The organism is Kutzneria viridogrisea DSM 43870, assembly GCF_000525635.1.
GTDB classification, from domain to species: Bacteria; Actinomycetota; Actinomycetes; order Mycobacteriales; family Pseudonocardiaceae; genus Kutzneria; species Kutzneria viridogrisea.
Genome location: NZ_CP007155.1, coordinates 9014084 through 9037781, shown reverse-complemented (window position 1 = coordinate 9037781; position 23698 = coordinate 9014084). Strand labels below are relative to the sequence as shown.

The 23698-nt window shown below is 69.6% G+C and carries 23 protein-coding genes; 10 read left to right on the top strand and 13 right to left on the bottom strand.

What is annotated here, in order from left to right:
• Positions 1 to 67 precede the first annotated feature (67 nt).
• The 9 genes from KALB_RS39505 to KALB_RS47275 form a co-directional block, all read right to left on the bottom strand.
• Positions 68 to 862, bottom strand: a complete 795-nt coding sequence (locus KALB_RS39505) for a succinate dehydrogenase iron-sulfur subunit (protein ID WP_025361207.1) — start codon at positions 860 to 862, stop codon at positions 68 to 70.
• A complete protein-coding gene (gene sdhA / locus KALB_RS39500) occupies positions 862 to 2616 on the bottom strand; it encodes a succinate dehydrogenase flavoprotein subunit (protein WP_025361206.1) in 1755 nt (584 codons plus the stop codon). Before sdhA ends, KALB_RS39505 begins: the two co-directional genes overlap by 1 nt.
• A 50-nt stretch (positions 2617 to 2666) precedes the next feature.
• Positions 2667 to 3077 (bottom strand): succinate dehydrogenase hydrophobic membrane anchor subunit, encoded by a 411-nt coding sequence (locus KALB_RS39495; RefSeq protein ID WP_030110651.1) that lies wholly within the window; start codon positions 3075 to 3077, stop codon positions 2667 to 2669.
• A gap of 2 nt (positions 3078 to 3079) precedes the next feature.
• Entirely contained in the window at positions 3080 to 3523 is a 444-nt protein-coding gene (gene sdhC, locus KALB_RS39490) for a succinate dehydrogenase, cytochrome b556 subunit (RefSeq protein ID WP_025361205.1), read from the bottom strand.
• A gap of 159 nt (positions 3524 to 3682) precedes the next feature.
• Positions 3683 to 4351 (bottom strand): deoxyribonuclease V, encoded by a 669-nt coding sequence (gene nfi / locus KALB_RS39485; protein ID WP_025361204.1) that lies wholly within the window; start codon positions 4349 to 4351, stop codon positions 3683 to 3685.
• Positions 4352 to 4400: 49 nt separating this feature from the next.
• Positions 4401 to 5237: a toxin-antitoxin system YwqK family antitoxin gene (locus tag KALB_RS46085; RefSeq protein ID WP_025361203.1), complete on the bottom strand. Its 837-nt coding sequence runs from the start codon at positions 5235 to 5237 to the stop codon at positions 4401 to 4403.
• Positions 5238 to 5240: 3 nt separating this feature from the next.
• Positions 5241 to 5588: a toxin-antitoxin system YwqK family antitoxin gene (locus KALB_RS39475; protein WP_030110653.1), complete on the bottom strand. Its 348-nt coding sequence runs from the start codon at positions 5586 to 5588 to the stop codon at positions 5241 to 5243.
• A 2-nt stretch (positions 5589 to 5590) separates the two neighbouring features.
• A complete protein-coding gene (locus KALB_RS39470) occupies positions 5591 to 5959 on the bottom strand; it encodes a toxin-antitoxin system YwqK family antitoxin (RefSeq protein WP_025361201.1) in 369 nt (122 codons plus the stop codon).
• A 5-nt stretch (positions 5960 to 5964) separates the two neighbouring features.
• On the bottom strand, positions 5965 to 7266 hold the full coding sequence (locus KALB_RS47275) for a YwqJ-related putative deaminase (protein ID WP_148309828.1): 1302 nt from the start codon (positions 7264 to 7266) through the stop codon (positions 5965 to 5967).
• Positions 7267 to 7526: 260 nt separating this feature from the next.
• On the opposite strand from KALB_RS47275, the gene KALB_RS39460 reads away from it, so the two are divergent.
• The 6 genes from KALB_RS39460 (at position 7527) to KALB_RS39435 (ending at position 14345) form a co-directional block, all read left to right on the top strand.
• Positions 7527 to 8666 (top strand): BMP family lipoprotein, encoded by a 1140-nt coding sequence (locus KALB_RS39460; RefSeq protein ID WP_025361199.1) that lies wholly within the window; start codon positions 7527 to 7529, stop codon positions 8664 to 8666.
• A 102-nt stretch (positions 8667 to 8768) separates the two neighbouring features.
• A complete protein-coding gene (locus tag KALB_RS39455) occupies positions 8769 to 10343 on the top strand; it encodes an ABC transporter ATP-binding protein (protein WP_148309827.1) in 1575 nt (524 codons plus the stop codon).
• Positions 10340 to 11416 carry an ABC transporter permease gene (locus KALB_RS39450; RefSeq protein ID WP_025361197.1) on the top strand — a complete coding sequence of 359 codons (1077 nt, stop codon included), beginning with the start codon at positions 10340 to 10342 and terminating at the stop codon, positions 11414 to 11416. Before KALB_RS39455 ends, KALB_RS39450 begins: the two co-directional genes overlap by 4 nt.
• Entirely contained in the window at positions 11413 to 12669 is a 1257-nt protein-coding gene (locus tag KALB_RS39445) for an ABC transporter permease (protein WP_025361196.1), read from the top strand. Before KALB_RS39450 ends, KALB_RS39445 begins: the two co-directional genes overlap by 4 nt.
• Complete coding sequence (locus KALB_RS39440) at positions 12670 to 13059, top strand: cytidine deaminase (RefSeq protein ID WP_025361195.1); 390 nt, start codon at positions 12670 to 12672, stop codon at positions 13057 to 13059. It abuts the gene before it with no gap.
• Positions 13056 to 14345: a thymidine phosphorylase gene (locus tag KALB_RS39435; RefSeq protein ID WP_025361194.1), complete on the top strand. Its 1290-nt coding sequence runs from the start codon at positions 13056 to 13058 to the stop codon at positions 14343 to 14345. Before KALB_RS39440 ends, KALB_RS39435 begins: the two co-directional genes overlap by 4 nt.
• A gap of 15 nt (positions 14346 to 14360) precedes the next feature.
• Here KALB_RS39435 and KALB_RS39430 read toward each other — a convergent pair whose 3' ends face one another.
• Entirely contained in the window at positions 14361 to 14942 is a 582-nt protein-coding gene (locus tag KALB_RS39430; RefSeq protein ID WP_025361193.1) for an SMI1/KNR4 family protein, read from the bottom strand.
• 129 nt (positions 14943 to 15071) lie between these two features.
• Between KALB_RS39430 and KALB_RS39425 the strand changes: the two genes are divergently transcribed.
• Positions 15072 to 16289 carry a SatS C-terminal domain-containing protein gene (locus KALB_RS39425; protein ID WP_025361192.1) on the top strand — a complete coding sequence of 406 codons (1218 nt, stop codon included), beginning with the start codon at positions 15072 to 15074 and terminating at the stop codon, positions 16287 to 16289.
• Here KALB_RS39425 and KALB_RS39420 read toward each other — a convergent pair.
• Together KALB_RS39420 and KALB_RS39415 are read right to left on the bottom strand one after the other, a co-directional pair.
• Entirely contained in the window at positions 16234 to 17454 is a 1221-nt protein-coding gene (locus tag KALB_RS39420) for an MFS transporter (RefSeq protein ID WP_042221291.1), read from the bottom strand. The genes KALB_RS39425 and KALB_RS39420 overlap by 56 nt on opposite strands.
• 85 nt (positions 17455 to 17539) lie before the next feature.
• A complete protein-coding gene (locus tag KALB_RS39415) occupies positions 17540 to 18940 on the bottom strand; it encodes an alpha/beta fold hydrolase (RefSeq protein ID WP_030110656.1) in 1401 nt (466 codons plus the stop codon).
• Positions 18941 to 19087: 147 nt separating this feature from the next.
• On the opposite strand from KALB_RS39415, the gene KALB_RS39410 reads away from it, so the two are divergent.
• Both KALB_RS39410 and KALB_RS39405 read left to right on the top strand, forming a co-directional pair.
• Entirely contained in the window at positions 19088 to 20224 is a 1137-nt protein-coding gene (locus KALB_RS39410; RefSeq protein WP_025361189.1) for a sensor histidine kinase, read from the top strand.
• On the top strand, positions 20221 to 20904 hold the full coding sequence (locus KALB_RS39405; RefSeq protein ID WP_025361188.1) for a response regulator: 684 nt from the start codon (positions 20221 to 20223) through the stop codon (positions 20902 to 20904). Before KALB_RS39410 ends, KALB_RS39405 begins: the two co-directional genes overlap by 4 nt.
• Positions 20905 to 20968: 64 nt before the next feature.
• Here KALB_RS39405 and KALB_RS39400 read toward each other — a convergent pair whose 3' ends face one another.
• A complete protein-coding gene (locus KALB_RS39400; protein ID WP_025361187.1) occupies positions 20969 to 22057 on the bottom strand; it encodes an adenosine deaminase in 1089 nt (362 codons plus the stop codon).
• A gap of 379 nt (positions 22058 to 22436) precedes the next feature.
• Between KALB_RS39400 and KALB_RS39395 the strand changes: the two genes are divergently transcribed.
• A complete protein-coding gene (locus tag KALB_RS39395; protein WP_030110658.1) occupies positions 22437 to 23603 on the top strand; it encodes a hypothetical protein in 1167 nt (388 codons plus the stop codon).
• Positions 23604 to 23698: the final 95 nt, after the last annotated feature.

Genomic DNA, 23698 nt, shown 5'->3' with positions numbered 1-23698 from the left:
CCCAGGGTAGCGGGAAGAACACAGGGCCCCGCACGCGACGCGTGCGGGGCCCTGCCGAACCCGTGGGTCAGACGCGCTTGAACAGCAGCGCGCGCTTGACCTCCTGGATCGCCTTGGTCACCTGGATGCCGCGCGGGCAGGCGTCCGTGCAGTTGAACGTGGTGCGGCAGCGCCACACCCCGTCCACGTCGTTGAGGATGTCCAGCCGCTCCTCGGCACCCTCGTCACGGCTGTCGAAGATGAACCGGTGCGCGTTGACGATCGCCGCAGGGCCGAAGTACGAGCCCTCGGTCCAGTACACCGGGCACGAGGTGGTGCAGCACGCGCACAGGATGCACTTGGTGGTGTCGTCGAAGCGGGCGCGGTCGGCGGCCGACTGGATGCGCTCGCGGGTCGGCTCGTGGCCGGTGGTCATCAGGTACGGCTTGACCGCGCGGAACGCCTCGAAGAAGGGCTCCATGTCGACCAGCAGGTCCTTGTGCACCGGCAGGCCCTTGATGGGCTCCATGGTGATGGTCGTGGCCTTGCCGCCACCGGACAGCAGGTCCTTGACCAACACCTTGCAGGCCAACCGGTTCACGCCGTTGATGCGCATCGCGTCGGAGCCGCAGATGCCGTGCGCGCAGGACCGGCGGAAGGTCAGCGAGCCGTCCAGGTACCACTTCACGTAGTGCAGCAGGTTGAGCACCCGGTCGCTGGGCAGCGCGGGCACCTCGAAGGACTGCCAGGTGGGCTCCTCGTCGACCTCCGGGTTGAACCGGCGGATCCGGAGGGTGATGGTGATCGCTCCCGGCGGCACGGGCGGCTGGGAGCCGCGCGAACCTGCGGCCGCGGTCTCGGGGTTCTCGGTGGTCGCGGTCATCAGTACTTGCGCTCCATCGGCTTGTACCGGGTAAAGGTCACCGGCTTGTAGTCCAGCCGGATGTCGGCGCTCAGGCCCTCGCCCTGCTTGTACGCCATGGTGTGGCGCATGAAGTTGGTGTCGTCCCGGTTCGGGTAGTCCTCGCGGGCGTGCCCGCCGCGGGACTCCTTGCGCACCAGCGCACCCTGCACCAGGATCTCCGCCAGCTCCAGCAGGAAGCCGAGCTCCACGGCCTCCAGCAGGTCGGTGTTGAAGCGCTTGCCCTTGTCCTGCACCGAAACCTGTGCGTAGCGCTCCTTGAGCTGCTGCACGTCGTGCAGGGCGGTCTTGAGGGTGTCCTCGGTGCGGTACACCGCCGCGTTGGTGTCCATGGTGTTCTGCAGGGCGATGCGCAGGTCGGCCACCCGCTCCGAGCCGGTGGACTCGCGCAGGCCCTCGACCATGGCCACGACCCGCTCGGCCGGGTTCTCCGGCAGCTCCACGTGGTCGTGCACGGTGGCGGCGTACTCGGCGGCGGCGATGCCCGCGCGGCGGCCGAACACGTTGATGTCCAGCAGCGAGTTGGTGCCCAGCCGGTTCGCGCCGTGCACCGACACGCAGGCGCACTCCCCGGCCGCGTACAGGCCCGGCACGACGTTGTCGTTGTCGCGCAACACCTCGGCGTGCACGTTGGTGGGGATGCCACCCATCGCGTAGTGCGCGGTCGGGTAGACCGGCACCGGCTCGGTCACCGGGTCCACACCCAGGTAGGTGCGGGCGAACTCGGTGATGTCGGGCAGCTTGGTCTCCAGCACCTCGGCGCCCAGGTGCGTGCAGTCCAGCAGCACGTAGTCCTTGTGCGGGCCCGCACCGCGGCCCTCCAGCACCTCGAGCACCATCGACCGGGCGACGATGTCGCGCGGGGCGAGGTCCTTGATGGTGGGGGCGTAGCGCTCCATGAAGCGCTCGCCGTCGGCGTTGCGCAGGATCGCGCCCTCGCCGCGGGCACCCTCGGTGAGCAGGATGCCCAGGCCCGCCAGGCCCGTCGGGTGGAACTGGTAGAACTCCATGTCCTCCAGCGGCAGGCCCTTGCGGAACACGATGCCCATGCCGTCACCGGTGAGGGTGTGGGCGTTGGAGGTGGTCTTGAAGACCTTGCCGAAGCCGCCGGTGGCGAAGACCACGGACTTGGCCTGGAACACGTGGATCTCGCCGGTGGCCAGCTCCAGCGCGACCGCGCCGGTGCAGACCTGGCCCTTGGGCGTGTCGGTGAGGCAGATGTCGAGCACGTAGTACTCGTTGAAGAACTCGATGCCGTGCTTGACGCAGTTCTGGTACAGCGTCTGCAGGATCATGTGACCGGTGCGGTCGGCGGCGTAGCAGGCCCTGCGCACGGCAGCCTTGCCGTGGTCGCGGGTGTGCCCGCCGAAGCGCCGCTGGTCGATGCGGCCCTCGGGGGTCCGGTTGAACGGCAGACCCATCTTCTCCAGGTCCAGGACGGCGTCGATCGCCTCCTTGCACATGATCTCGGCGGCGTCCTGGTCGGTGAGGTAGTCACCGCCCTTGATGGTGTCGAAGGTGTGCCACTCCCAGTTGTCCTCCTCGACGTTGGCCAGCGCGGCGCACATGCCGCCCTGGGCCGCGCCGGTGTGGGAGCGCGTGGGGTAGAGCTTGGTGAGCACGGCGGTGCGGCTGCGCTGCCCGGCCTCGATGGCCGCGCGCATACCGGCGCCACCGGCACCGATGATCACGACGTCGTACTTGTGAAACTGCATCCGGCTTCTCCCTGACAGGGCCGCCAACGGGCTGTGGTGGGACGGCCTGCTCAGCCGCTGATGTTCGGGTTGAAGGTGAAGATCACGAAGGTGCCCAGCGAGACGATCAGCACCATCGACACGTAGAGCAGGATCTTCAGCCAGAAGCGGGTGGCGTCCTTGCGCGCGTAGTCGTTGATGACCGTGCGCAGGCCGTTGCCGCCGTGCAGCTGTGCCAGCCACAGCATGGACAGGTCCCAGAACTGCCAGAACGGGGAGGACCAGCGGCCCGCCACGAAGGCGAAGTTGATCTTGTGCACGCCGCCGTCGAGGATGTTCATGATGAACAGGTGGCCCAGCACCAGGACCACCAGCAGCAGGCCGGACAGCCGCATGAACAGCCAGCTGTAGAGCTCGAAGTTGCTGCGGCGGGCCGAGCGGCGCTGCGGGGAGCGGGGTGCGGCCAGATCGAGCGTGCTCATGGTCAGTGCCCCCCGCCGAAGACCGTCTGGATGGAACGCTGGAGCATGAAGTAGGCGCCGGGGACCATCACGACGACCCAGATGCCGATGATCGCCCAGAGCATCGGCCGCTGGAAGCGCGGGCCCTTGGACCAGAAGTCCACCAGCATGATCCGGATGCCGTTGAGCGCGTGGTACAGGACCGCGGCGACCAGGCCCAGCTCCATCAGGTTCACGAGCGGGTTCTTGTAGAGCTCGATGACCTTGTCGTACGCGTTCGGGGAGACGCGCACCACTGCGGTGTCCAGCACGTGGGCGAAGAGGAAGAAGAAGGTCAGCACACCGGTGATGCGGTGGGCCACCCAGGACCACATGCCGAGGTCCCCGCGGTAGATCGTGCCGCCGCGCCGGGAACCCCCCGTTCCTTGGTGCGCGCCCGCGTCCGGGGGTGCGGTGGTACTGGCCATGGTGCGACGGCCTCCAACGTCAGTGGTGGGCTCGGCCTCGGTTGCGATCACGGGGCCTTGACCCACCGGATGCTATCCCCGCCGAGTTCGCGTGGCCCAACGGCGAGGGCCGCTCTGTGATCGATGAGACACGCCCGAGCGAATACTGAATCGAGCAAGTCAAGCCAGGGCGTCCCGGCAGAGCCGATCGGCCCGCCGAGTCGTCTCGGGCAGGCGGTAGCGCGGGCACAGCCGCAGCGCCTCGGCGCAGGCCCGGTCCAGATCGATCCGGTGGCCGACCGAGACGAACACCGGCTTGACCCCGGACTGGCTGCGCAGCGCCCTGCCCAGCACCTCCTCGCCGTCCAGCAGCGGGGTCCACGCGCCGCGCTCGGCGGCGGGCGGCTCGAACTCGCCCATCGAGTTCTTCGCCACACCCATGCTGGGCAGCCCGGTGAGCACGCCCAGGTGACAGGCGAGCCCGAACCGGCGCGGGTGGGCCACGCCCTGTCCATCACACACCAGCAGATCGGGGGTGACCGTCAGCCGTTCGAGCGCGGCCAGCAGCGAGGGGAGTTCACGGAATGCGAACAGCCCTGACACGTAGGGGAAATCCGTGTGGCCCACGGCCACCGCGCTGTCCACCTGTTCGAGTGAGTCGGCGTCCAGCACCACCACGGCGGCGGCGACCCGGTTCGTGCCCTCCTCGTACGCCACGTCCAGCCCGGCCACCGTGCGCGGCTCGAACCCGGCCGGGGTCGCCTGCTCCACCAGCGACCGCAGCCGCAGCTGGATGGCCACCGCCTCCTCGGGCGTGTCCGGCCACTCGTGGGGGACCCTCACCTGCACGTGCTCACTCCTCGGTGCTCCGGCTCGGGGTGGATCGTAGGGTGCCTGGTCACCACTCGCCGCCGTGCAGGCCATCAGAGGTCTCGTCCTTGGTCAACGTTCCGTCGGTGTCCCAGCACTGCCTGCGCCGGACATCGCCCCACCTGTCGAAGACGGTGCGCTCGGCCAACTGCCCGTTGGGGTGCCATGCACGCCACTGCCCGACCGCCCCGCCCCGTACGCACTGACCCTCCGACCGCAGTCGGCCGTCCGGGTACCACTCCCACTGCGGCCCGTCCTCCATGCCCCCGCTGTACCCGGTGATCGCCTCCACCCGGCCGTGCTCCCAGGCGACCTGCTCACCGGTGAACCACGTGCCCTCGTGCTCCACCAGCAGGCCCGGGGTCAGCACCGTGTCCTCGAAGTCCACGCTGAGGAAGTCCTCGTCCCGCCACCGGACTTCCGCACCGTCCGGCCGCCGCTCCCACGCGGGACGCCCGCTCGGGTACCACTCCCGCCACAGGCCCACCCGCTCACCCGCCCGCAGGTGCCCGGTCCGCCGCGGCCTGCCGTCCGGGTACCAGTCGGTCACCGGACGAGCCGCCGTCCCCGGCACCGACTCCTCGGCGAAGTCCACGCGGCACGCCAGGTAGTGGCGCTCCGCGAATCCCCGCAGTGCGCCGATCGCCTTGAGCCGCAACCACTCCGTCCCGTTGTCGTACGCCGCGTCCGCCCCGGCCGCCAGCGCCGTCGCGAGCCGCTCGACGACCTCCTCCGCCCCGCGGCTCGGATCGGTCAGCGAGTCGTACCACCACGTCGGGCCGCCCTGGGCCGTTGCCTCGACGATCGCCTCGTAACCCCGCGCCTGGCCCCGGCGCGCCAGCTCCGCGATGTCATTCGCGTGCATCGGTCAGCTCCTGGGGACGGGGTGGCCGTTCTCGTCCCACTGGCACTCCGTCGTGAGGTTGCCACGTTCGTCGAAGTGCCGTTCCCTTGCCAGTTGGCCGTTCTCGTGCCACTCGCGGGCGGTGCCCTGCACGATTCCCCTGTGCACCAACAGTTCTGACTTGAGCTGCCCTTCCTCGTACCACTCGCGTCGGAGGCCGTCCTCAAGGCCGTCGAGGTAGGTCACCAGCGAGACCACCGCACCGGACCAGCCGTGCACCACCGCTTCGCCGGTGAACGGCTTTCCGTTGTGCGGCAGGCGTTGCCCGTCGTCCCAGCCGACGTCGTCCCCCTCGACGTCGATGCGCCGCACCGCTACCACTCGCCGCCGTGCGCGCCGTCCGAGGTCTCGTCGTCGGTCAGCGTCCCGTCCGCGTCCCAGCGCTGCCTGCGCCGGACATCGCCCCACCTGTCGAAGACCGTGTGCTCGGACAACTGCCCGTTGGGGTGCCACTCACGCCACTCGCCGACCGCCGAGCCGTAGTCGCACTGGCCCTCCAGCTGCGGACGGCCGTCGGGGTACCGCTCCCACTGCGGCCCGTCCTCGATCCCGTCCCGGTAGGTGGTCAGCCCGGTGACCGTGCCGTCCGCCGCCACATCCACGAGTTCCCCGGTGAACGGCTGGCCATTGTGGACGACGACCAGTCCCGGGGTCATCTCCGTCTCGTCTCGATTGACACGCATTGCCGTCACCAGTCCGCAGTCGAATGCCGGTTGTACCGATGGTCTTGGGGGTGGTAGGAGAAGCGGCCAGAGTAGCTGGGCACGTTGTGCAGGATGTTGTCGCAGTTCCCGCACGCCGCAGCGGAGCCGCCGACCTGCATGTGCTCGCCGCTGTTGCGGATGAACCGCGGGTCGAAGCGGAGCTCCTTCAGCGTGCTCTGATCCAGGGGCGGGTCATTCGGCCCGCGGTTGCGCTCCCGCTCCCACAACAACTCGTTGGTCGCCTTCACCTCGGCGTGCCGCAGCGGCTTGTCGTGGTGGACCTGGCCGTCGAAGGTGTGCGTCACGCTGCCGTCCTTGTCGACAACGGGGTGCTTCCAGTCGGCCATGTTCTTGTAGTTGTCCTGGAGGAGTGGGTGCAGGTCCTCCTCCTTGAGCACGTGGTTGGGCCGGCCGTTCACGCCCTCCGTGATCGTGCCGGTCTTCAGGTCCATCGCCAGCGCCGAGCACGGGCCGTCCTTCTTGTGCGCGTGTTCGCCGATCACCGACGCCCGCTCCTGGGCCCGCCCGTCGAGGTAGTCCTTCACCGGCTTGCCGTCGACCGTCCGGATCAGCCCGTTCTCGTCGGTCGTCACGCGGTGGCTCTTGGGGTCGATCCGCTCCAGGACCGCGCCGCGGCTGGGGTTGGTGGGGCCGTGCTCGCCGGTCTGCGGTGCGTGCCCGGGGTCCTTGGCGGGGGGCAACTGCTTGATGTCGTCGGACCGCTCCGTGGCCGATGGTGGCTTGCGGGTGCCGGGCGTGGGGTCGTTGAGGTCCCCGCGCAGCCGCTGCGGCTGGTGGTCCTTGCCACCGCCACCGCCTGAGCCTTCACCCCCGCCGTGGTGCCCCTCCCCGCCGCCCCCGGTGGGCAGCTTGGGCGGCTGCTTGCCGCCGCCGCCACCTCCGCCGCCGGAAGCCGAGGAGGGTTTCGTCTCGCCGCCGGAGCCCTTCACGTGCGGGTCCTTGGCCGACTTCTCGTGCGCCTTGAGGCCGCGGGCACCCTGGTGGTCTGCCTCTTCGTGCAGATCGGCGGTGGTGCCCAGGTGCTTGCCCGCGGTCGAGGTGACCCGGCCGCCCTCCTTGAAGACCTTGCCGCCGATCTCCAGTCCGCGCCCGAAGCACTTGGTGATGACCGAGCCGAACCCGGAGCGGTCCGAACCGGCGTGGGAGAGCAGCCGCTGGCCAGCGGACTCCATCTTCTCGCCGCCCGCGGAGATCTTCTCCCCGAAGCTGACGAGCTTGTTCCCGGAGCGCCTCATGTGCTCCGGATTGGTATTGATCTTGCTCACCAGCGCCTCCCCGCCATCCCCCTCATCCTGCCGCACCTCCGATGCGCAGGCCGTCCCACCGGTTCCACGTCACTCTGCGTGACACCACACGTTCGGATGGTTCGAGTGGCGCCAACGATTCGGTCACACGCACCGTGACCAGTGTCGGCTCTTGGCTACCGAGGGGTACGGTTTCGCCCTCACCAAGCTAGGCATGCCGACGACAGTGGTCGGTGCATCGCTGCTCGACGAGCAGACAGAGAGGGGCAACCGTGCGTCGTATGCGTGGAGTGGCGGTCATGGCGGTCGCGCTGACCAGCGTGGTCTCGCTGGCCGCTTGTGCCAAGGACAGCGGGGGGACCGGTGGCGGTGGCACCAACTCCGCCCAGGGCAGTGGCTGCACCCTGGCCACGCCGCCCGCCGACGCGGCGGCCACGACCAGCACGACGACCTCGGACAAGAAGGTCGACGCCAGTGCGCTGAAGGTCGGCCTGGCCTACGACATCGGCGGGCGCGGCGACGCCTCCTTCAACGACGCGGCGGCGGCCGGCCTGGACAAGGCCAAGTCCGACCTGGGCGTCAAGGAGATCAAGGAGACCACCGCGGCCCCCAACGAGGCCGACTCGGCCAAGGAGGCCCGCCTGCGCCAGCTCGCGCAGGACGGCTACAACCCGATCATCACCGTCGGGTTCGCCTACGCCCCGGCGCTGGGCAAGGTCGCCAAGGAGTTCCCGAACACCAAGTTCGCCATCGTGGACTCCGCGGTGGACGGCGCGGCCAACGTGACCCCGCTGACCTTCACCGAGGAGCAGGGCTCCTTCCTGGTCGGCGTCATCGCCGCCTACAAGAGCAAGTCCTGCCACGTGGGCTTCGTCGGCGGCGTCAAGGTGCCGCTGATCCAGAAGTTCCAGGCGGGCTTCGACCTGGGCGCCAAGACCGCGGCCAAGGACATCAAGATCGAGGAGCAGTACATCACCCCGGCCGGTGACTTCACCGGGTTCCAGGCCCCCGACAAGGGCAAGCTGAAGGCCGAGGGCGAGCTGGCCGCGGGTGCCGACGTGATCTACCAGGCGGCGGGCAACTCCGGCAAGGGCATCTTCGACGCGGTCAAGGCCAAGTCCGGTGCCTGGGCCATCGGCGTGGACTCCGACCAGTACAAGCAGCCCGGCGTCGCCGACGACAAGGACATCATCCTGTCCTCGATGATGAAGCGGGTCGACGTCGCGGTGTTCGACTTCCTGCGGGCGGTCGCGGGCAACGACCTGAGCGCCCTGCCGAAGGTGTTCGACCTGGCCGCGGGCGGTGTGGACTACTCCACCTCCGGCGGCAAGGTGGACGACATCAAGAAGGTCGTCGACGCCTACAAGGCGCAGATCGTCTCCGGCGCGATCAAGGTCCCGACCGTCCCGGCAGGTAGCTGAGCGCAAGCACAGGTCACGCGCGGTCACGCCGCCTGCGTAGCGACACCACCGCGGGTCCGGGCTACCCTGCCCGGGCCCGCGGTCGTGCTCTAAGGAGTCAGATTGAGTTCCCCTCCCGTGACGGCCGGTGGTGCGACCGAGCACCCGGCCGTCGTGCTCACCGGGATCACCAAGCGGTTCCCCGGTGTCGTCGCCAACAGTGACATCGCACTGACCGTCCGCCGGGGTGAGGTGCACGCCCTGTGCGGTGAGAACGGTGCGGGCAAGTCCACCCTGATGAAGATCCTCTACGGCATGCAGCAGCCGGACGAGGGCACCATCGAGGTGGACGGCGAGCAGGTCCGGTTCAAGTCGCCCGCCGAGGCCATCAAGGCCGGTATCGGCATGGTGCACCAGCACTTCATGCTGGCCGACAACCTGACCGTGCTGGAGAACGTCGTGCTCGGCGCCGAGTCCCTGCACGGCATCGGCCGGCGCGCGCGGGCCAGGGTCGCCGAGCTGGCCGGGCGCACCGGACTGCGGGTGGACCCGGACGTGCTGATCGAGCAGCTGGGCGTCGCCGACCGGCAGCGGGTGGAGATCCTCAAGGTGCTCTACCGCGGCGCCAAGATCATCATCCTGGACGAGCCGACCGCGGTGCTCGTGCCGCAGGAGGTCGACGAGCTGTTCGACACCCTGCGCGGCATGCGCGAGCAGGGCTTCACGTTCCTGTTCATCTCGCACAAGCTGGACGAGGTGCGGGCCATCGCGGACAGCGTGACCGTGATCCGCAGAGGCACCACCGTGGGCACCGCCGACCCCAAGTCGGTGACCTCCCGCCAGCTGGCCGAGATGATGGTCGGCAGCGAGCTGCCCAGCCCGGAGACGCGCGACTCCACGGTCACCGACCGGGCCGTGCTGACCGTGGCCGGGCTGCGGCTGTCCGCCGAGGACGGCTCGGGCCGACCGGTGCTGGACGAGATCGACCTCGCGGTGCACGCCGGTGAGGTCGTGGGCATCGCCGGGGTCGAGGGCAACGGCCAGACCGAGCTGGTCGAGGCGATCATGGGCATGCGGCACGCCGACTCCGGCAAGGTGCTGCTGGTCGACCGGGACGGCAAGATCAACGACCTGACCGGGCAGGGCACGCTCAAGCGCCGCGAGGCAGGCATCGGCTACGTGCCCGAGGACCGCCACCGGCACGGGCTGCTGCTGACCCAGTCCCTGTGGTTCAACCGGATCCTGGGCTTCCAGACCCGCAAGCCCACCTCGACCGGCCGCTGGCTGGACGTGGAGGGGGCCAGGGCCGACACCCGGCGCATCGTGGAGCGCTTCGACGTGCGCACCCCCGGCATCGAGGTGCCCGCGGCGGCGCTGTCCGGCGGCAACCAGCAGAAGCTGATCGTGGGCAGGGAGCTGTCCGGCGAACCGGTGCTGCTGATCGCCTCGCACCCGACCCGCGGCGTGGACGTGGGCGCGCAGGCGCTGATCTGGGAGCAGATCAAGCAGGCCCGCGCCGAGGGGCTGGCGGTGCTGCTGGTCTCCGCCGACCTGGACGAGCTGATCGGCCTGTCCGACACGATCAAGGTGATGCTGCGCGGGCGGCTGGTCGCCGACGCCGACCCGGCCACCGTGACCCCCGAAGACCTGGGCAGCGCGATGACCGGTGCCGGCGTCGCGGGAGGTGAGTCAGAATGACCGCGTTGCGGGGCAAGTTGCTGCCGCCCGTGCTGGCGATCGCCTTCTCGGCGCTGCTGTGCACCATCGCGCTGCTGATCTCCGGCGGCAGCCCGGGCAGCGCGCTGGCCGCGATGGTCACGCAGGTGGGCAAGGGCACCACCGCCGTGGACATCGTCAACAGCGCCACCATCTACTACCTGATCGGCATCGCCGTGGCGATCGGGTTCAAGATGAACCTGTTCAACATCGGTGTCGAGGGCCAGTACCGGATCGGTGCCGTCGCGGGCGCGATCGTCGGCGGCTCGACCAACCTGCCGCCGGTGCTGGAGCCGCTGCTGATCATCGTGACGGCGATGGTCGCGGGTGCCGCCTACGCGGCGATCCCGGCGATCCTCAAGGTGACCCGTGGCGTCAGCGAGGTCATCACCACGATCATGCTCAACGCGCTGTCCATCGGCATCATCGCGCTGCTGATCAGCCAGCGGGCCTTCGGCGTGCTCAACGGCAACAACATCGGCACCAGGAACGTGCCGCAGTCCGGCTGGATCCCCGGCATCTCGCTCGGTGAGCACGGCACGATCTTCGGGTTCGTCGTGATCGCGATCCTGGCCGGTGTCGGCTACTGGGTGATGCTCAACCGCACCCGGTTCGGTTTCGAGCTGCGCGCCTCCGGCGAATCGCCCACGGCCGCGACCGCCGGTGGCGTCAACGCCAAGCGCATGATCGTCATCGCGATGCTGCTGTCGGGCGCGATCGCCGGGCTCACCGCCCTGCCGGAGCTGCTCGGCCGAGACCACACCTACACCCAGATCTCCCCGCAGGGCTACGGGTTCACCGGCATCGCGGTCGCGCTGCTGGGTCGGAACAACCCCGGCGGCATCGCGTTCGGCGCGCTGCTGTGGGCGTTCCTGGACCAGTCGGCCGTGTCCCTGGACAACGTCGGCGTGCCGAGGGAGATCGTGACGATCATGCAGGGGGCCATCGTGCTGTCGGTGGTCGTGTCCTACGAAGTCATCCGCAGGCTGGAGCTGGCCGCCGAGCAACGCAGGGTCGGCAGGCAGCTCGCGGCGGCGGCAGGAGGTGCCGCATGATCACGATGCCGGAGACCACGGTCCCGACGACCCCACGCGGCAGTCGCCTGCCCAGCTGGGGCCGCGGCGTGCTGTGGACCGCGCTGGCCGTGGTGATGCTGACCGTCACCGCGGACCTGACCGGGCTGCCCTCGATCACCGCCTCCTCCACGGTGCAGGCCGGTGTGCAGCTGGCCGTGCCGATCCTGCTCGCCGGGCTGGGCGGTCTGTGGGCCGAGCGCGCGGGCGTGGTCAACATCGGTCTCGAGGGCATGATGATCCTCGGCACCTGGGGAGCCGCCTGGGCCGGTTACCACTGGGGACCGGTCGCCGCGGTGATCGGCGGTGCGGTGCTTGGTGCGCTCGGCGGCCTGCTGCACGCGGTCGCCACGGTGTCCTTCGGGGTCAACCACATCGTCTCCGGTGTGGCCATCAACCTGCTCGGCGCCGGCGTGGCCAAGTACCTGTCGACGCTGATCTTCTTCCCGGTGTCGCACAACCCGAGGCAGTCGCCCAGGGTCGAGCCCTTCGACACCTACTCGGCGCAGCCGCTCGCGGGCTGGCTCGCCGACCTGGAACAGCAGCAGCGCTACGTGCTCTCCGACGTGGCCGGGGTGCTGCGCGGGCTGGTCAGCGGGGTGTCGCCGCTGACCATGCTCACCGTGGTGCTGCTGGTGGCCAGCTACCTGCTGCTGTGGCACACCCGGTTCGGCCTGCGGCTGCGGTCCTGCGGGGAGAACCCGGTGGCCGCCGAGTCGCTGGGCGTCAACGTGTACCGGCAGAAGTACCTCGCGGTGATCGTCTCCGGCGCGCTGGCCGGGCTGGGCGGCGCGGCCATGGTGCTGGCCCCCGGCCAGAACGGGTACCTGGAGAACCAGACCAACGGCCGCGGCTACATCGGCCTGGCCGCGATGATCTTCGGCAACTGGCGGCCGGGCGGGCTGCTCGGCGGCGCCGCGCTGTTCGGCTACTCCGACGGCCTGCAGACCCTGACCAACGGCAAGACGGTGCTCGGCCTGTTCTACGGGGTAGCCCTGTTCTGCTGGGTGATCATGCTGGTGCAGTTGTTCCGCAAGCGCTGGATCATGGCCGGTGTCGCCGGGGTGAGTGGGCTGGTGCTCTACGGGATCTACCTGGCCGTTGACGACCTGCCCACCGAGCTGACCGCCTACCTGCCGCACATCGTGACGATCGTGGTGCTCGCGGCCTCGGCCCAACGATTGCGAATGCCCGCGGCCGACGGGCTGATCTACCGACGAGGACAGGGCAGCTAGATGTCCACTGTGGACTGGGATGTGCTGAGGGCCGCCGCCGTCGAGGCGGCGGCCAGCGCCTACTGCCCGTACTCCGGGTTGCAGGTCGGCTCCGCCGCGCTGTGTGAGGACGGGCGCGTTGTCGTTGGCTGCAACGTGGAGAACGCCGCGTACGGGGTGGCCCTGTGCGCCGAGTGCACCATGGCGGGCCAGCTCCGGCTCACCGGCGGCGGCCGGTTCGTCGCGGTCGCCTGCCGCAGTGGCAAGGGCGAACTGCTCATGCCCTGTGGCCGCTGCCGTCAGGTGCTGTACGAGTTGGGTGGCCCCGACTGCCTGGTCGACACGCCGCGCGGCGTGCTGCCCATGCGTGATGTGCTGCCCGACGCCTTTGGACCAGAGGACCTGCCGTGAGCCGTTTTTCCGCCGTTGATGTCATCCGGGCCAAGCGCGACCGCGCCCGGCTCACCGAGGAGCAGATCGACTGGGTCGTCGCCGCGTACACCCGCGGTGAGGTCGCCGACGAGCAGATGTCCGCGCTGGCCATGGCGATCCTGCTCAACGGCATGGACGCGGGGGAGACCGCGCGCTGGACCCAGGCCATGATCAACTCCGGCGAGCGGCTCTCGCTCTCCGTGGACCGGCCCACCGTGGACAAGCACTCCACCGGCGGGGTCGGCGACAAGATCACGCTGCCGCTGGCCCCGCTGGTGGCCGCGTGTGGCGCCGCCGTGCCGCAGCTGTCGGGCCGCGGGCTGGGCCACACCGGCGGCACCCTGGACAAGCTCGAATCCATCCCGGGCTGGCGCGCGCAGTTGAGCACCGAGCAGATCAGCGCCCAGCTGTCCTCGGTCGGCGCCGTGATCTGCGCTGCCACCGAAGGACTCGCCCCCGCCGACCGCAAGCTGTACGCACTGCGCGACGTGACCGGCACCGTCGAGGCCATCCCGCTGATCGCCAGCTCGATCATGAGCAAGAAGATCGCCGAGGGCGCCGACGCGCTCGTGCTGGACGTGAAGGTCGGCTCCGGCGCGTTCATGAAGAACCTCACCGACGCCACCGCCCTGGCCCACGCCCTGGTCGGGATCGGTGACGAGCACGGCGTGCGCACCAGCGCGCTGCTCACGGACATGTCGGTGCCGCTGGGCAACGCCGTGGGCAACGCGGTCGAGGTGGCCGAGTCCGTGGCGGTGCTGCAGGGTGGCGGGCCCGCCGACGTGGTCGACCTGACCGTGGCGCTGGCGACCGAGATGCTCGCGCTGGCCGGACTGTCCGATGTGGACCCGGCCAAGGTGCTCGCCTCGGGGCAGGCCTACGAGGTGTGGTGCCGCATGATCAGCGCACAGGGCGGCGACCCCGAGGCCGCACTGCCCACGGCCGGTCACGTGCACGTGGTCGAGGCGCCGGAGGACGGAGTGCTCGTCGAGCTGGACGCCTACGCGGTGGGCGTCGCCGCGTGGCGGCTCGGCGCGGGGCGGGCGCGCAAGGAGGACCCGGTGCAGCACGGCGCTGGCGTGCTCTGCCTGGCCAAGCCGGGTGAGCGGGTCAGCAAGGGCCAGCCGCTGCTGGAGCTGCACACCGACACGCCCGAGGCCGTGCCCAGCGCCGTGGAAGCGCTGGCCGGGGGCGTGACGGTGGCCGAGAGCTCGACCGCGCGCGGCCCGCTGTTGATCGACACCCTGCGGGGCACCGCGTCCTGAGCTGGTCTGGCGCACTCAGTTCGTGCGCCAGTCCAGCCGGCCGTCTGTGGTTGTCTCGGGGAAGCTGTGCCGCACCTTGGAGCGCTCCTCCAGTGCTGTGGCCACCTGGTCGAGCATCTCGCCGATGCTGGTCCACTCCGGCTCGCGGGCCTGGCTGAGCTCGTGGTCCCACTCCAGCACGCAGCCGCGCAGCTCGCCGGGGCGCAGGTCGATCACCAGCGCGTCACCCAGCCCGTCGAAGGCGAAGGGCACCCACAAGGGGTGGAAGCTCCGGCCGGGTGACCCCGCCTCGACCCCGCAGTCGGGGGTGTCCCAGGTGTCGGCCCACAGCTTGCGCTGCACGCGCCAGGCGTCCAGCGCGGCCTGTGGGCCGTGTGGTGTGTAGAAGGGTGGGATCACCTCGGCGAAAGCCGACTGCTCCGTTCCACCGCACACCGACCACCACTCGATCAGGGCGTCGGGAAGTTCAGTCCCGATCTCCTGCTCCAGGATCACCACGTCTTCCCTGTCCGCCATGCTGCGCAACAGAGAACCCGTGGTGGGCGCGTAGAACGAAAGCCAGCGCACGATCCGACCCCATGCATCGGCCACCGCCATCCGTCCATGATCGAGTATTCCGCCGTCAGGCGGTACCGCCCAACGGGTCAGTGCCGAGCCCTGGAGGGTGACCACGTAGGCTGCGATCGTTTCCGCCGACGACGCTGGTCGTGACCGGGAGGTCTCCAGATGGCTCAGGACATCGTCCCGATCGAGCTCGGGCTGCCGCAGGGCGACGTGATCACGCTGTGGGCGCCGCGCTGGCGCGAGGACGGTGAGGAGTGGGAGGCGTTCCTCGGGCACGAGGAGGACCTCTACGCCTTCCCGGACGCCGCCGCGCTCGCCGCCTTCGTGCGCACCGAGACCGAGCACGATCTCGCCGACCACCCGGCCTGGGACATCCTGCCCGGCCTGTCCGCCGTGGAGCTGGTCCCGGACGACAACCACCAGTTCGACCTGGTGGGCGTGCCGGAGCTGGTCTCCAACGACCCGGACACCTGGACCCTGGGTGAGCTGGCCGACGTGGTGGCGATCCTCCGCTCGCTGGCCGACGTGTGTGAGCTGGACAAGGTCAACGAGGTGCTCGACGCGGCGGACGGCTTCGCGCTGCTGCCGCAGGGCACGTTCCCGTTCACCGGTCGCGACGGCGAGCGCCGCTGGACCGAGCTGGCCAAGGTCGTCGTCGAGCGCTGGGACGAGGTGCTCGACGCGGTTGACGCCGTGGTGTCGGTGCCCGAGGTGAACGCGGAGGCCAAGGCGCGGGCCGAGGCCGAGTTGGCCGCCTTCGAGGAGGCCGCCGAGGCCGCGCCTGCCGAGGACGACGAGGAGCAGGACCGTCCGGAGGAGCCGGTCGGCTTCTGGGGCGAGGTCGGCATCGACCCCATCAAGATCATCAGTGGTGACAACGAGTACTACTCGCTGCGCTGCTACCTGGACGACAAGCCGGTCTTCCTCGGTTCCGAGGGCGAGATCGACGTGTTCTCCTCGCCCAAGGCGCTGGCCCGTTTCCTCAGCGAGAAGGGCGAGCTGTCCAGCAACGACCTGGTCCAGGTGTCGACCTGGGACGAGGTCGCCACCAAGGCCACCGCCGGCGAGCTCGAGGTCGAGGTGCACGAGGACAACGTCTACGTGCTCAACGGCATCGCCGACGACATCGCCGAGGGCCCCGAGTCGGTCGACCCGGTGCAGCTGGAACTTGCTGTGGAACTGCTGGAGGACGCCGCTGACTGGGCTGGCGACGAGTCGGTCGGCACCGCGCTGGCCACCTCGGAGACGCTGGGCTGGCTGGTGTCCTTCGTGCTGCGGCCCGACCCGACCCGGCTGGCGCCCAGCGCTCCGTTCGACGCCGAGGTCAGCGTGTGGCGGGGGCTCGTCCAGGACTTTGAGGACCGTCTTCGTACGCACTGATCCGCTCCGAGCTGACCGGTGTGACCAGCACGGCGAGCAGCGGGAACACGGCGGCCGTGAGGAATCCGACCGCGTAGCTCGTCCCGCCGATGAGCAGTCCGAGCATCGGCGGGGTGAGCGCGGCGGCGATGTTCTGGGCGGTGTTCTGCGCGCCCAGTGCCCGCCCCGCCCAGGAACTGCCCGCCAACTCGGCCGCCGCCGTGAAGCCGAGGCCGTTGTCCGCCACGGTGATCACGGCACCGACCGCGATCACCGTGACGACCAGCCATGGCGCCGCGAGGTCACCCAACGCCAGCAGTCCCATGACCAGTGCGCTGGCCACCGCCAACTGCCGCATGGGGCGCAGTCTGCTGCCGACCCGGTCCGCCCACACGCCGGTGACGATGCGTCCGCCCGCGCCCGCGGCCTGCACTGCGCCGAGGAAGCCGCCCGCGGCACCCGGTGTCCAGTGCAGCACGCTCACCAGGTAGTCCAGGCTGAACGCGGAGATGACGAACTGCGGCACCACCAGCAAGGTGCTCGCGCCGTGCACCCGCCACAGCGCGGGCTGCCGGTACGGTGACCGCGCCCGTTCACCGGGCTTGACCGCAGGTCGCGGCGGGTCCTGCACGAGCACTGCCACCAGTACCGCCACCACCACGCACAGCACTGCCGGGAACACCAGTGCGGTCCGATACCCGAAGTGCTGGGACAGCAACGGCAGGGAGAGCGCCGCGATGCCGACCCCGACCGGCTGGGCGGTCTGCCTGATGCCCATCGCGAGGCCACGTTCCTCCGGGCCGAACCAGCCCATCACCACCCGCCCGCTGGCGGCGTTGACCGAGGCGCTGCCCGCGCCGGCCAGTACCAGCACCACGACCAACGGGGTGACCCCGTGCAAGCCCAGGGTGCCCACGAGCAGCAGTACCCCCGCGAGGCCCAAGCCCAGTGCCATCACGACTCGCTCACCGAACCGGTCAGCCGCTGCTCCCCAGGCGATCAGCGTGAGCAGCAGGCCGACCGTCGGCGCGGAGACGATGACGCCGGTTTCGGCAAGTGAGAGACCCTCGACGGCGCGAATGTCCGGCACCAGGAAGGCAATGCCGTACACGAAAGCGCTGGCTGATGCCTGGGCGAGCAGACCGAGTGCGAGGATCAGCCACCGGCGGGACATCGCGACTCCCATGATGTGGACGACAACTCCTGCATGATGGACGCTAGTCCCAGTACTTCGGGTAGGGCAACAAACTTCCGGATACTGGGAGTGACCGTCAGCAGGCGTGGCCGGGCACAGGTAAGACGCGATCCAGGAAGTACCGGTCGACCTCGCCGATCACACACGCGTTGCCCGTTGCGTACAACTCGTGGCCGGGACCGTCGTGACGGATGGTGGAACTGCCCGGGACACGGCGTGCCACCCGCTCCGTGGCGGGGAAGTCACCCCAGGTCCCCACACCGAGCAGTGGCGGGACCCCGGTGGGCAGTGGCGTTGGTGGGTTGTCCACAGAGCCTGTCCAGCCCACGCAGGTCAGCAGGGACGGGACCATCGTGCCCGCGGCACCGCTGACCGGGTCGATGCGGTCCAGCCGAGCCACTGTGGAGGCCAACTCGGCGTAGCTGTGCAACCGTGGCCACTCCCGGCACTCCGACACCGGGTATCCGATCGACGGGTACGGGTGTTCCGGGGACACGGCGAACCCAGACGCGTCACCACGGCTCGCCGCGGCGATGTCGGTGGCCAGCCTGCCCCAATCCTGTTCGCCGGAGCGGATCAGCCGTCCAGCCAGCAACTGCTGCAGGGTCCAGCGGTTGAAGGTGGCGTGCACAGAAGGGGCGGGGATCGGTGCCTGTGTCAGGACCTCCTGCCACACCTGCGCCGTCGCCCTCCCGTGCAACGCACACGAGGTGTTCTGGTTGCACCAGTCCGCGAACCGTCGCATGCGGACCTGGTTGTCGCGTGCCAATTCCTCCTGTGATCGCTGAAAGTTCCCGCTGTGATCACCGGTCCCGTCGAGCACCATGGTGCGCACGCGGCTCGGGAACCGGGTGGCGTAGGACTGGCCGTAGACCCCGCCGTAGGAACCCATGTACAGGTTCAGTTGTGGTTCGCCCAACGCCTGGCGGATTGCCTCCATGTCCCGCACGTTGGCCGCGGTGTCCATGTGGTCGAACAACTCCGGGTCCTGCTTGCGGCACGCCTGCTCCTCTGCTCTGCTCTCAGCCACCAACCGGTCGAAGGCGGCCTGGTCCGCGGGCAGGTCCGGGATGCCGTGCATCGGTCCTTGGGACAGGCAGGACCAGTCCAGTGCGGGCGTGCTCAGCCCGCCCGTCCCGTAGCCGCGGGGGTCCCAGGTCACGACGTTCATCCTGTGCCGTAACCGGTCGAACGGCTGCTGGCCCGGCGACGCAACGCGGTCGCGCAACATCAGGGTGCCTGGTGCACCAGGGCCGCCGTAGTTGACCAGCACGGACGGGGCTGGCCCGTCCGCGCGCAGCCTGCCGAGCATGAGAGTGACCTGCCGCCCCTGGGGATTCGCCCAGTCCAGGGGGACGGACAGCGTCGCGCACTCCATGCCGTCCACCCCGCCACCGCCTGGGCACTCGCGCCAGGACAGGGTGGTGGCCGCTGTTGCCGTCACCGCGGTCAGCGGGAGGAGTGCTGCCGCTGTCATACCTGCGAGCAACGCTCGCATTCCTCGCCTGTTCATGCCTCCACGCTGGCCCAACCGGACCCCGTCGCACATCTGCCCAGGGACAGAGCTTGGATCTCTGTCGCAAGACAGAGGCGGACTGTCAGTGCCCGGAGCTACGGTCGTCCCGTGGTCCAACTCGACGCCCCATCACTGTTCTCCCGGCAGCTCAGCCGAGGGCAGCTGATAGCGCTCGACCTCGTGTGGGCGCTGGTGTACCCGGTCGTGTTCCAGCAGCCGGGGCACTCGGTGCTGCCCCTGGTCGCGCTTGGCCTACCGATCGCGGTGCGCAGGATCTGGCCAGTGCCGGTGTTCCTCCTGGTCATGGTCGGTTCGGTGGCGGTCATGCTCGCGGGTGAGTTGCCCGATCCGTTCCTGCCCGCCGCGCTGGCGATGTACGCGGTGTCGGTCAGTAGGCCGAGGCACTGGTGGCCGCTCGCGTTCGCGCTCGGCCTGCTCTGCGCCACCGCCGTGCTGGCAGGCCGGACCACGGAGACCAGGCTCTGGTCGATCAGCCCAGCCGGTCTGCTGCTGCTCGGCTCGACCGCCATCGTCTCGGCCTGGGTACTGGGCGGGGCCGTGCGGCAGCGACGGGTCTACGCGGCGCGCGCGGCGGAGCGGCTGGCCGAGCAGGCGGTGGCCGACGAGCGCCTGCGCATCGCACGTGAGTTGCACGACATCGTGGCGCACAGCATGGGCGTGATCGCGGTCAAGTCCGGAGTCGCCAACCACGTGCTGGCGAGTCGCCCCGACTCCTGCGCTGTCACGCGTGAAGCGCTGGACGCAATCGAGACGGCCAGCCGAAGCGCGCTGACCGAACTCCGGTACATGCTCGGCGTTCTGCGCTCCGATGTGGAGGACGCGGGCGGACTGCGGCCCGCACCAGGACTGGCTGATCTGCCTGCGCTGGTGCGGCAGGCCGAGGCCGCCGGTGTCCGGGTGGACACGACGGTGCGCGGAGCAGACCGATTACCGGAGGGCGTGGATGTTGCGGTGTACCGAATCCTTCAGGAGGCGCTGACGAATGTGGTGCGACATGCCGCCCCGACCGATTGCCGGGTGGTGGTCGAAGCAGACGGTTCGGGGGTGGAAATCGAGGTGACTGATACTGGAACGACCCGGCCGACCCGGAATGCGGGCTCGGGGCACGGGTTGATCGGGATGCGTGAACGAGTCGCCGTGTACGACGGCAGCTTTGCTGCGGGGCCACGTCCCGAGGGCGGGTTCACTGTGTCGGCGCGACTGCCTTGTGTGGTGGCGCGGTGACCGAAGCCACCCGCGTTCTGATCGCCGATGACCAGTGGCTGCTGAGGGACAGTTTTCACACCCTGATCGCTGCCGAACCCGACCTGGTCGTTGTTGGCGAGGCGAGGACCGGGAGCGAGGCGGTCGAGCTCGCGCGCAGCAAACATCCCCACGTTGTGCTGATGGACGTGCGGATGCCCGAGATGGACGGGGTGGAGGCCACCCGGCTCATCTGCGGTGATCCGTGTACCGCAGCGGTGCGGGTATTGATGCTGACGATGTTCGACCTGGATGCCTACGTGTACGCGGCGCTGCGGGCAGGGGCCAGTGGCTTCCTGCTCAAGGACACCCGCCCCGTCGACCTGCTGGCCGGGATCAGGGTCGTGGCTGAAGGAGAAGCACTGCTGGCGCCCACGGTCACGCGCAGGTTGATCGCTGAACTGGCGCGCAGCCCCGGGCCCGCGGTGGCACCCGAGGCACTCGACAGCGTCACCGGCCGCGAGCGTGAGGTGTTGGAACTGATCGCCCGCGGCATGTCCAACGCCGAGATCGCCGAGCAGTTGTACGTGGGCACCGGCACGGTGAAGACCCACGTCAGCCACTTGCTTGCCAAGCTCGGCGCGCGTGACCGAGCCCAACTCGTCATTGCTGCCTACGAAACGGGGGTGGTCAGTCTGACAGCTCGGCGCAGTCCGGTGTGACCGGCCGCCGGGCGAGTCACGGGAACCGTCAGCACGATGCCCGGACCCGCCCGCACGGTGGTGGTCAGTCCATCAGCGCGGCGTAGCCCGGCTTGATCACGTCGTTGATCAGAGCCAGCCGCTCGTCGAAGCCGATGAACGCCGACTTCATCGCGTTAACCGTGAACCACTGCAGTTCCGACCAGCCGTAGCCGAAGGCGTCCACCAGTGCGGCGAACTCGCTGGACATGCTGCAGCCGCTCATCAACCGGTTGTCGGTGTTGACGGTTACCCGGAAGCGCAGCTTGGTGAGCAGGCCGATCGGGTGCTCGGCGATGGACTTGGCAGCGCCGGTCTGCACGTTGGAGGAGGGGCACATCTCCAGCGGGATGCGTCGGTCGCGGACGAAGCCGGCGAGGCGCCCGATGTGGACCGAACCGTCCGGGTCCACCTTGACGTCGTCGACGATGCGCACGCCGTGGCCGAGCCGGGCCGCACCGCAGTGCTGCACGGCCTCCCAGATCGAGGGCAGTCCGAACGCCTCGCCCGCGTGAATGGTGAAGTGCGCGTTCTGCTGGCGCAGGTACTCGAAGGTGTCCCTGCCCCTGGTGGGCGGGAACCCGGCCTCCGGGCCGGCGATGTCGAAGCCGACGACGCCCTCGTCCCGGTAGCGCACCGCCAGCTCGGCGATGCGCAGCCAGCCCTCGTTCTGGCGCATCGCGCAGAGCAGGGTGCCGACCCGGATCGTCCTGCCCGCCTCGGCGGCCCGCCGCTCACCGAGCCGGAAGCCCTCCTGCACGGCCTGTACGACCTGCTCCAGCGACAGGCCGCTGGGCTCGAACAGTTCGGGGGCGTAGCGGACCTCGGCGTAGACCACACCGTCGGCGGCCAGGTCCTCGGCGGCCTCGGCGGCGACCCGCACCAGGGCCTGCTCGGACTGCATGACCCCGCAGGTGTGGGCGAAGGTCTCCAGGTAGCGCTCCAGCGAGCCGGAGTCGGCCGCGTCGCGGAACCAGGTGCCCAGCTGAGCAGGATCGGTGGTGGGCAGGTCTCGGTAGCCGATGGTGTCGGCCAGTTCGATCACCGTCTGCGGACGCAGCCCACCGTCGAGGTGGTCGTGCAACAGCACCTTCGGGGCGCGGCGGATCGCATCGGGGCTCATCGGGGTCGCCATTGCGACACGGTACCGCTGGCGGTGCGTGTTCCTCGCACATGTGATCCAGGCCCGGTATGATCATGTTCGCCGTTCAGGCGAAGACCACTCACTCGTATGGCGTGCCGTGCGGTGGGGTGGTAATTGATCAGCGGTGAGCGACCAAAACGGGGATGTGCCTCACTCGAACGGGGAATGTCGGTTTCGTTCAGCAACCACTTGAAGATCAACTGAGTCGTGGACGGGCCCGTCCTTGCTCCGAATGGCCCAGTCCAGAGCACCTCTCGGTCAAGATCCGTGGGGGCGATTCGTGTTGCCGTGCGTAGCTGGCTAGGCTCGCTGAGTCTCCCCATCCCCATGGACGAAGGTCCCAGCCGTGAACGAGAACAACCACTCCACGATGTCCTTCGATCGGATGCGCAACATGTTGACGCGCGCCGCCGAGATCCGTGAAAGCGAGCAGCAGCAGATCTTCGACGCGCTGGACGAGATCCACGCGCGGATGTCCCCGCTCGAGTCGCTGGGTTCCGTTCGCAAGCGGCTGTCCGAGCTGCCCGACCGCACCGAGGTCAGCGTGCTGGCCGAGCGCCTCGACGAGGCCCTGGCCAAGCTCGAGGCCCAGGACGGTGCGATCTCCGAGCTCGGCCGCGCGGTTGAGGGCCTGGTCGACAAGCTGGCCAAGCCCTTCGCGCAGCTGGACGGGCGCCTGGACGGCGTCGGTGGCCGGTTCGAGGGTGTGGCGGGCCGGATGGACGGCCTCGAGGACAAGCTGTCGCACATCCACAAGCGGCTCGACGACGTCGACCTGCACCTGGACAAGCAGGACGGCAAGTCCGACCTGCTGCCCTCGGCGCTGCACGGTCCGATCCGCGAGCGCCTGGAGGCCCTCGAGGTGGCCCTGCGCAGCCGCATCGACGAGGTCGACGAGGGCGTGCACGAGCACCTGGACGGCACCAAGGAGGCGCTGCAGCGCTCGGTGGCCGACAGTGGCGACGGCGTGCGCAACTCCCTGACCGACGCCCGTGCGGCCCTGGACGCCAAGCTGGCCGAGGTCAACAACACGGTGCACGACAAGCTGGACGCCACGAGCGACACCGTGCACGCCAAGCTGGACAGCCTGCTGGTCCGCCCGGCCGTGGACCCGACCGACCGGCTGGAGGCCCTGGCCCGCAGGCTGGAGGACGTCAACTCCCGTCTGGACGCGGTCGGCGGCCGCGTGGACGAGGTCGAGCAGAGCGTGCACACCCGCATCGGCGACCTGGACGGCTCCGTCCGCGATGGTCTGCAGGACGTGCACGGCACGCTCTCGGCCCGCCCGGACAACGACAAGCTGGTCTCCCTGGTGCGGGGCGCCAACGAGGAGTCCGAGCGTCGCAACGCCACCCAGCTGGACGAGGCCATGGCCACCTTCGCCGAGCTCATCCTCGGTGGCGGTGCCCCGACCCCGCCGCCGCCCACCGCGCTGCCCCGGCCGCAGCGGCGGGCCCGTGCCCCCAAGGGTGCGATCGCCAAGGCGGACAAGGGCGTGGACCTGGACGGCATCGACCTGGCCGCCGAAGGCGCCTGAGTCACCTCCTCCCGTGGCGCTCTCCCGGTACTGCCGGGAGGGCGCTACGGTGCTTTCCTGGGGTAGAATTCAGGGAGTTTCTGCTGGTCAGCGGG